Below are 8393 nucleotides of genomic sequence, written 5' to 3'. Positions count from 1 at the left end.
GAGACCGCCGATTGCGACAGGCCGAGCTGTTCGCCCGCATGCGTGAAGCTGCCCGCTTCCGCCGCCGCGTGAAACACCTTCAGCTTGTCCCAGTCCATATCCGTAAATCCGTCGCGTGTTCGGGGCATGATCGTTATTCCGCTGCCGCGCGCTCGCTGGCGCGCAGGGCCAAGAAACGTTCGGTCTCGAGCGCTGCCATGCAGCCGAGGCCAGCGGCCGTTACGGCCTGGCGATAGGTTTCGTCGGCGACGTCGCCGGCGGCGAACAGGCCGGGCACCGAGGTGGCGGTCGAGTTCGGGGCGACCTCGACATAGCCCGATGGTTTGAGCTTGACCTGGCCCTTGACCAGCTCGGTCGCCGGGGCATGGCCGATGGCGATGAAGATGCCGTCCGTCTTGACGTCCGTCAGCGCGCCGGTCTTGACGTTCTTCAGCCGGACATGGGTGACCTTGTTCGGGTTCTCGGTGCCGCAGATCTCGTCGACGGCCGAGTCCCAGATCACCTTGATCTTCGGGTGCTTAAACAGGCGTTCCTGCAGGATGCGCTCGGCGCGGAAGTGATCGCGACGATGCACGATGGTGACCTGCGAGGCATGGTTGGTGAGGTACAGGGCCTCCTCGACCGCAGTATTGCCGCCGCCGACCACCACGACGTCCTTGTTGCGGTAGAAGAAGCCGTCGCAGGTGGCGCAAGCCGACACGCCGCCGCCCTGGAACTTTACTTCCGAGGGCAGCCCGAGCCAGCGCGCCTGGGCGCCGGTGGCGAGGATCACGGCATCGGCGAGGTAGACGTCGCCCGAGTCACAGGTGAGGCGGAACGGCCGCTGCGCCGTCTCCAGCTTGGTGACAAGGTCCGTGACGATCCGGGTGCCGACATGGACCGCCTGCTTCTCCATCTGCTCCATCAGCCAGGGGCCCTGGATCACGTCGGCAAAGCCCGGATAGTTCTCGACGTCGGTGGTGATGGTGAGCTGGCCGCCCGGCTGGATGCCCTGGATCAGGATCGGCTCGAGCATCGCGCGCGCGGCGTAGATCGCGGCGGTGTAACCGGCGGGGCCGGAGCCAATAATGACGACCTTTGCATGAACAGGAGCGGACATTTCGATGGACGCCTTTCACGGGGGATTTGCAGCGCGGGCGCGGAACGTGCCGGGAGGCCTCGCGGAGGCGCTGAAATATCAGAGCTAATCTAAGCCTTCTGGTGAGCCATGCAAGAATTGCATTCCCTGTCGGCGGATTTTTCCAACAAGGAACAAAAGTCGATTGCGCTGCACGCGCAATAAAATTGCGCTAACCGTGAGGACTGGGCTATGAGGATTGCGAAAGACCCACCCGATACCGCCGTAAAGGCCAGGAGTTCCATTCACGTGTCGCGGAGCCTAGACGAGATCGACCTGAAAATTCTCACCGAGATTCAGGCCGACGGTCGAATCACCAATGTCGAGCTCGCCAAGCGCGTCGGCATCTCGCCGCCGCCCTGCCTGCGCCGGGTCCGGGCGCTGGAGGAGGAAGGCTACATCCACGGCTATCGCGGCCTCCTGGACGCGCGCAAGCTCGGCTTCGATGTCACGGTGTTCGCCTCCGTGCACCTGTCCAGCCAGGCCGAGGCGGATCTGCGCGCCTTCGAGGAGTTCGTCCGCGCCGAGCCGCTGGTGCGGGAATGCTGGATGCTGTCGGGCGAGGTCGATTTCATCCTGAAATGCGTCGCGCCCGACATGGCGACCTTCCAGGATTTCGTGACGCACCTGACCGCCGCGCCCCACGTCCGCAACGTGCGGACGTCGCTGGTGCTGCACAATTCGAAGTACGAGGCGGCGGTGCCGCTCGAGGTGAAGGGACGGAGGTAGGGCTGTCTCGTGCCCGGACACAGCGCAGCGCCCCGGCGGTGCGAAGCATCGTCCGGTGCGCTACGCTGCGGGGCCGGGGCGCCCATTCACCGCGTTTTCCCGTGTCGCTTTCTGGGTCCCGGCTCCTGCGCAGCAATGCCAAGGGCATTGCAGCACGTCCGGGACGCGAGGATTTGGCGCGCTGATGCCACACCGTCATTGCGAGGAGCTCTTGCGACGAAGCAATCCAGACCGCCTCCGGTGGAGGGATTCTGGATTGCTTCGCTGCGCTCGCAATGACGAGCGGCGAGAGCGCGTCTCATGCTCACGCGAGCACTCGGCAACCCGCCGAACAAAAAGGCCGCGCGTCGCGCGGCCTTTTCGAAACGTCAGCAGAAGCAGCGGCAGATGCTTACCGCCACTCCACCTTGGTGATCTCATAGGCCTTGGCGCCGCCGGGGGTGTTGACCTCGACGGAGGCGCCTTTTTTCTTGCCGATCAGCGCGCGCGCGAGCGGCGAGGTGATGGAGATGCGGCCCTTCTTGGCGTCGGCCTCGACCTCGCCGACGATCTGCCACACCGTCTTCTTCTCGGTGTCCTCGTCGACCAGCGTCACGGTGGCGCCGAACTTGATGGTGTCGCCGGACAGTTTCGAGATGTCGATGATGTCGGCCCGCGCGAGCTTGTCCTCGAGCTCGGCGATGCGGCCCTCATTGTGGGACTGCTCTTCCTTCGCGGCATGGTATTCCGCGTTCTCCGACAGGTCTCCGTGCGAGCGCGCCTCGGCGATGTGCTCGATGATCCGCGGACGGTCCTCCGACTGGCGCTTCTTCAATTCTTCCCCGAGCGCGACAAAGCCGGCCTGGGTCATCGGAACCTTTTCCATCTCTTCTCTCGTCCTTCGGCCGGCGCGCCCCACCAAGCAGTGAGGCGCGGCAACCTTGATTCGTCGATATGTCCGGGGCTGAACACGCCACCGGAACGTTATGTGGGTCTGGCGCCGGAACAGAACAACCATATGGCCGGGACAGTTCCTCCGGCCATTGTAGCTTCATTGCCAATCACTTAGCGGCGGAGGCACCGCAGCTCGCGATCAGGTTTCCGAAAAGTAGCTCTGCAGGGTACGAACCTCAAGGTCCCCGCCCAGATAGGCGCGGATGCCCTGCGCGGCCGCCACGGCCCCGGAAAGAGTGGTGTAATACGGCACTTTATGCAAGAGGGCCGCGCGACGCAGCGAACGGCTGTCGGCAAGTGCCTGCGGGCCTTCGGTGGTGTTGAGGACGAGCTGGACGTCGCCATTGGTGATGGCATCGACGATATGCGGCCGACCCTCCAGCACCTTGTTCACCTTCTCCGCCGGGATGCCCTGGTCGGTCAGGAAACGCGCCGTCCCCGAGGTCGCGAGCACCTTGAAGCCAAGTGAATGCAGCTGACGCACGGCGTCCGCGATACGGACCTTGTCACTCTCGCGCACCGAGACGAACACCGTGCCCTTGCGCGGCACCCGCGTGCCGCCACCGAGTTGGCTCTTGGCAAACGCCACCGCAAAGGAGCGGTCGATGCCCATGACCTCGCCGGTCGAGCGCATCTCGGGGCCGAGCACCGTGTCGACACCGGGGAAGCGGGCGAACGGAAACACCGATTCCTTGACGCCGACATGCTTGAGATCGGCCTTCTTCAATTTGAAGTCGGCGAGTTTCTCGCCGGCCATGATCCGCGCCGCGATCTTGGCGACCGGCGTGCCGATCACCTTGGCGACGAACGGCACCGTGCGCGAGGCGCGCGGATTGACTTCGAGCACATAGATCTCGCCGTCCTTGATCGCATATTGCACGTTCATCAGGCCGACGACGTCGAGGCCGAGCGCGAGCTCGCGCGTCTGCCGCTCCAGCTCCGCGATCATTTTCGCATCGAGTGAGTGCGGGGGCAGTGAGCAGGCGCTATCTCCGGAATGGATGCCGGCTTCCTCGATGTGCTCCATGATGCCGACGATGAAAGTGTCCTTGCCGTCGCAGAGGCAGTCGACGTCGATCTCGGTCGCATCAGAGAGATAGCGGTCGAACAGCAGCGGATTCTTGCCCAGTACGGTGTTGATCTGGCCGGTCTTGTCGTTCGGATAGCGCGCCTTGACGTCGGCGGGCACCAGCTCCGGCAGCGTGCCGAGCAGATAGTCGTTGAGCTGGTTCTCCTCGCGGATGATCTGCATCGCGCGGCCGCCGAGCACATAGGACGGACGCACCACCAGCGGCAGGCCGAGATCGGCGGAGACGAGCCGAGCCTGCTCGACCGAATAAGCGATGCCGTTCTTCGGCTGCTTGAGGCGCAGCTTGTCGAGCACGCGCTTGAAGCGGTCGCGATCTTCGGCGAGGTCGATCGCATCGGGCGAGGTGCCGAGGATCGGCACCTCGGCGGCTTCCAACGCACGCGCGAGCTTCAGGGGGGTCTGGCCGCCGAACTGCACGATCACGCCGTGCAGCGTACCGTTCGAGCGCTCCTTCGCGATGATCTCCAGCACGTCTTCGGCGGTGAGAGGCTCGAAATAGAGCCGGTCCGCGGTGTCGTAGTCGGTCGAGACCGTCTCCGGGTTGCAGTTGACCATGATGGATTCGTAGCCGGCATCATGCAGCGCGAAGCAGGCGTGACAGCAGCAATAGTCGAACTCGATGCCCTGGCCGATGCGGTTCGGGCCGCCGCCGAGGATGATGACCTTCTTCTTGTCCGACGGCGTGCTCTCGTCGGCGGTGCTGCCTGCAAACGGCGACTCGTAGGTCGAGTACATGTAGGCGGTGGGCGAGGCGAATTCGGCTGCGCAAGTGTCGATGCGCTTGTAGACCGGACGGACACCGAGCGCGTGGCGCTTCGCGGTGACCTCGGCCTCCGTCGTCTGCGCGAGCACTGCAAGTCGCGCGTCCGAGAAACCCATGGTCTTGAGCGTGCGCATGCCGAAAGCGTTGCCGGGCAGGCCGTGTTTCCTGACCTTCTCTTCCATGTCGACGATGCCGCGCATTTCGCCGAGGAACCACGGATCGATCTTGCAGGAGTTGAAAATGTCTTCGTTCGACCAGCCGAGCCGCATCGCCTGGGCGACCTGAAGGATGCGGTTCGGCGTCGGCGTGCCGAGCGCGGCGCGGATCGCGTTCTTGTCGTCGTCGCGGCCGAGACCTTCGATCTCGATCTCGTCGAGGCCGGTGAGGCCTGTCTCGAGCCCGCGCAACGCCTTCTGAAGGCTTTCCTGGAAAGTGCGGCCGATCGCCATGACCTCGCCGACCGACTTCATCGAAGTCGTCAGCGTCGAGGACGCGCCGGGGAATTTCTCGAAGGCGAAACGCGGGATCTTGGTCACCACGTAGTCGATCGTCGGCTCGAACGAGGCCGGCGTCGCGCCGCCGGTGATGTCGTTGGCGATCTCGTCGAGTGTGTAGCCGATCGCGAGTTTTGCCGCGACCTTGGCGATCGGGAAGCCCGTCGCCTTCGAGGCCAGCGCCGACGAACGCGACACGCGCGGGTTCATCTCGATCACGACCATACGGCCATCTTCCGGGTTGACGCCGAACTGCACGTTGGAGCCGCCGGTCTCCACCCCGATCTCGCGCAGCACCGCCAGCGAGGCGTCGCGCATGATCTGGTATTCCTTGTCCGTCAGCGTCAGCGCCGGCGCGACCGTGATGGAGTCGCCGGTGTGCACGCCCATCGGATCGAAATTCTCGATCGAGCAGACGATGATGCAATTGTCCTTCTTGTCGCGCACCACCTCCATCTCGAACTCTTTCCAGCCGAGCACCGATTCTTCGATCAGCACTTCGTTGGTCGGAGATGCATCGAGACCGCGCTCGATGATGTCGAGGAACTCTTCCTTGTTGTAGGCGATGCCGCCGCCGGTGCCGCCCATGGTGAAGGAGGGACGGATGATCGCAGGCAGGCCGATCTCGGACAGCGCCATCATGGCCTGGCCGAACGCGTATTCCTGGTAGCGCTTGCGGCGGTCGCTCTCGCCGAGGGTCCATTGCCGGTCGAGTTCCTCGAGCGCGGCGCCCGACAGCTTCTCGCGTTCGGCATGGTATTTGTCGCGGAAGGACTTCTTCAGCTCGGACGCATTGGCGAGCCGCGACTTCGGCGTCTCGAGCCCGATCTTGGTCATGGCCTCGCGGAAGAGCTGGCGATCCTCGGCCTTGTCGATGGCATCGGCGGTGGCGCCGATCATCTCGACGTCGAACTTCTCCAGCGTGCCCTGCCGGCGCAGCGACAGCGCGCAGTTCAGCGCGGTCTGGCCGCCCATGGTCGGCAGCAGCGCGAAGCCGCCGGGAATGACGTGACGTTCCTTCTCGATGATCTTGGCGACGATCTCGGGCGTGATCGGCTCGATATAGGTCGCATCGGCCAATTCCGGGTCGGTCATGATCGTGGCCGGATTGGAATTGACGAGGACGATGCGATAGCCCTCTTCCTTCAGCGTCTTCACCGCTTGCGTGCCCGAATAGTCGAACTCGCAGGCCTGGCCGATCACGATGGGGCCGGCGCCGATGATCAGGATGGTCGAGATGTCGGTTCGTTTAGGCATCACCGCTCGCGGGCTGGAATTTGGGCACAAAAAAAGGGCGCGCTTGCCGCGCGTCCCTTGAGCGAGAGCGCGGGGGTCTCCCTCGCGCGCGGGTGGGTCTTAGACCAGTTTTCGGGGCGGCGAAACCCCGAAAAACGCCCATCAACCGGCAATTTTGACGGGTTTTGGCCGGGCCTGCCAGCCGCGGGCGAGGTGCACCAGAAGCGAGGCCGCAACGCTCGATCCGCCGATCCAGCCGAGGTCGGTCGGCGACAGGGTGGCCAGCACCGCGCCCCCCAAGGCCCCACCGATGGCGAAGCCGAGATACATCGCGGAGGCGTTGAGCGAGAGCGCGATCATCGAGGCCTGCGGCTCGATCCGGATGATGCTGGCGACCTGGGCCGGATAGAACGCCCAGCCCGAGATGCCCCAGAGGAAGATCGCGCCCAGCACGGCGTACTGCGCCTGTCCGGGCATCATTTTGAGGACCAGCGAATGCAGGATCAGGGCTGCGGCCATGCCGGCGAGCCCGAGCGCTGCGGTGGTCAGCGTGCCGAGCCGGTCGGCCAGCGCGCCGCCGAGCATGTTCCCGATCGCGGCCGCACCGCCGAACACCAGCAGCGCCAGGCTGATATGCGAGGCATCGAAGCCGAGGTCGCGCAGCGGGACCGCGAAATAGGTGAACACGGTGAAGCCGCCCAGCGCCCAGAGAATGGTGATCAGCAGCGCGATCAGGACGTTGCTGTGACGGGCGACCGCCAGCCGCTCGCTCAGCGAAGCGGTGTTGCGCGGCAGGCCGCGGGGCAGGCCGAGCAGCAGGCCGGCGAGCGCGACGGCGCCGATCAGGGCGACCATGGCAAAGGTCGCGCGCCAGCCGAGCAGGCTGCCGACGAGATTGCCGAAGGGAACGCCGATGACGGTCGCAACCGTGAGGCCTGAGATGACCAGCGCCACTGCGCGGCCGCGCCTTTCAGGGGAGGCAACGGCGACCGACACCGCGAGCGCCGTCGGCATGCACAGCCCGGAGCCCAGCGCCATCAGCATGCGCGAGGCCAGCAGCAGGGGATAGTTGGAGGCCACCATCGCCGCGAGGTTTCCGGCGATGAAGGTGGTCAGCGCCAGGGCCAGCACGGTGCGGCGGTCGACGTTGTTCAGCGCGACCGCCAGGATGGGAGAGCCCACGGCATAAGTGAGGGCGTAGGCTGTGACCAATTGGCCGGCGGCCGAGACCGAAATCGACAGGTCGCTGGCGATCGCGGGCAAAAGCCCAGCAATCACAAACCCTTCAGTACCGATCGCAAAGGCCCCCAAGGCCAGCCAGAACACGCTCATCGATCGCAATCCTATGTTCAATGTTTATTGAACTATCGAACGAACTGGTTTCGCTGTCAATTGGTTCAAGAACTATTGAACATCGCAGTCACATCGCTATGATTCTGGGATCATGAGCCGCACCCCCCACCATCCCACCCGCGAGCAGATCGAACTGCCGATGGTGCTGGATTGCCTGAGCGATCCGATCCGTCTGGCGATCGTCTACCAGCTCGCCCAGCAGGAACGTGTCAGCAGCGAACTGCGCTGCAGCGACTTCAGCGCGCTCAGCGGCAAGTCGAACCTCGCCTATCACTTCGCCAAGCTGCGCGACTGCGGCTTGATGCAGACCCGCGTGGCGGGCACCAACCGCTTCATGCGGCTGCGTCGTGAGGATCTGGAGGCGCGCTTCCCGGGCCTGCTCGATGCCGTGCTCGGCTCCGCAGCCAAGGATGCGGACAGGCTTCCACTGCTGCCCGAGTGCGAATTGGTCGAGGTTGACCGAAAATGAGACGGTTGCGCGTCGAAGCGTACCCGTCTCGGCCTTCGCCGAGGCAGCCTTCGCTACGATAGGGCTTGCCTAGCCGAAGCTGCGTAAGCGGCGAAGGCTGGAGACCCGGCCTGGATTTGAACCAGGATGAAGAGCGTTGCACCGCCCTCGCGTAGACGCTTCCGCCACCGGGCCGGCGTGGACATTACCGATTGCAGTGCGACAAGCCA

7 protein-coding genes and 1 tRNA gene are annotated in these 8393 nt (G+C 64.6%); 2 read left to right on the top strand and 6 right to left on the bottom strand.

What is annotated here, in order from left to right:
- Positions 1-128: LysR family transcriptional regulator (locus A5906_RS44280; protein WP_245326710.1), on the bottom strand; the 128-nt coding region annotated here is incomplete at its 3' end.
- Between the two features lie 5 nt (positions 129-133).
- Positions 134-1099 (bottom strand): thioredoxin-disulfide reductase, encoded by a 966-nt coding sequence (gene trxB, locus A5906_RS12195; protein WP_080135442.1) that lies wholly within the window; start codon positions 1097-1099, stop codon positions 134-136.
- A gap of 267 nt (positions 1100-1366) precedes the next feature.
- Between trxB and A5906_RS12190 the strand changes: the two genes are divergently transcribed.
- On the top strand, positions 1367-1846 hold the full coding sequence (locus A5906_RS12190) for an Lrp/AsnC family transcriptional regulator (protein ID WP_080135441.1): 480 nt from the start codon (positions 1367-1369) through the stop codon (positions 1844-1846).
- Between the two features lie 391 nt (positions 1847-2237).
- On the opposite strand, the gene greA is transcribed toward A5906_RS12190, so the two are convergent.
- The 3 genes from greA to A5906_RS12175 all read right to left on the bottom strand — a co-directional run bounded on the left by greA (position 2238) and on the right by A5906_RS12175 (position 7694).
- On the bottom strand, positions 2238-2711 hold the full coding sequence (greA, locus tag A5906_RS12185; RefSeq protein ID WP_080135440.1) for a transcription elongation factor GreA: 474 nt from the start codon (positions 2709-2711) through the stop codon (positions 2238-2240).
- A 207-nt stretch (positions 2712-2918) separates the two neighbouring features.
- On the bottom strand, positions 2919-6383 hold the full coding sequence (carB, locus tag A5906_RS12180; protein WP_080135439.1) for a carbamoyl-phosphate synthase large subunit: 3465 nt from the start codon (positions 6381-6383) through the stop codon (positions 2919-2921).
- A 141-nt stretch (positions 6384-6524) separates the two neighbouring features.
- Positions 6525-7694 carry an MFS transporter gene (locus A5906_RS12175; protein ID WP_080135438.1) on the bottom strand — a complete coding sequence of 390 codons (1170 nt, stop codon included), beginning with the start codon at positions 7692-7694 and terminating at the stop codon, positions 6525-6527.
- 112 nt (positions 7695-7806) lie between these two features.
- Here A5906_RS12175 and A5906_RS12170 point away from each other — a divergent pair, with 112 nt between their 5' ends.
- Entirely contained in the window at positions 7807-8184 is a 378-nt protein-coding gene (locus tag A5906_RS12170) for an ArsR/SmtB family transcription factor (RefSeq protein ID WP_080135437.1), read from the top strand.
- A 98-nt stretch (positions 8185-8282) separates the two neighbouring features.
- Here A5906_RS12170 and A5906_RS42365 read toward each other — a convergent pair.
- Positions 8283-8358, bottom strand: a tRNA-OTHER gene (locus tag A5906_RS42365).
- Between the last annotated feature and the right edge of the window lie 35 nt (positions 8359-8393).

This window comes from Bradyrhizobium sacchari (assembly GCF_002068095.1).
GTDB lineage: Bacteria > Pseudomonadota > Alphaproteobacteria > Rhizobiales > Xanthobacteraceae > Bradyrhizobium > Bradyrhizobium sacchari.
This window is presented reverse-complemented; position numbering and strand designations above follow the sequence as displayed.

Bases quoted from the DNA above. Each gene is read 5' to 3' on its own strand.
- trxB (WP_080135442.1), bottom strand. From the start codon at position 1,099: ATGTCCGCTCCTGTTCATGCAAAGGTCGTCATTATTGGCTCCGGCCCC.
- A5906_RS12175 (WP_080135438.1), bottom strand. From the start codon at position 7,694: ATGAGCGTGTTCTGGCTGGCCTTGGGGGCCTTTGCGATCGGTACTGAA.
- carB (WP_080135439.1), bottom strand. From the start codon at position 6,383: ATGCCTAAACGAACCGACATCTCGACCATCCTGATCATCGGCGCCGGC.
- greA (WP_080135440.1), bottom strand. From the start codon at position 2,711: ATGGAAAAGGTTCCGATGACCCAGGCCGGCTTTGTCGCGCTCGGGGAA.
- A5906_RS12170 (WP_080135437.1), top strand. From the start codon at position 7,807: ATGAGCCGCACCCCCCACCATCCCACCCGCGAGCAGATCGAACTGCCG.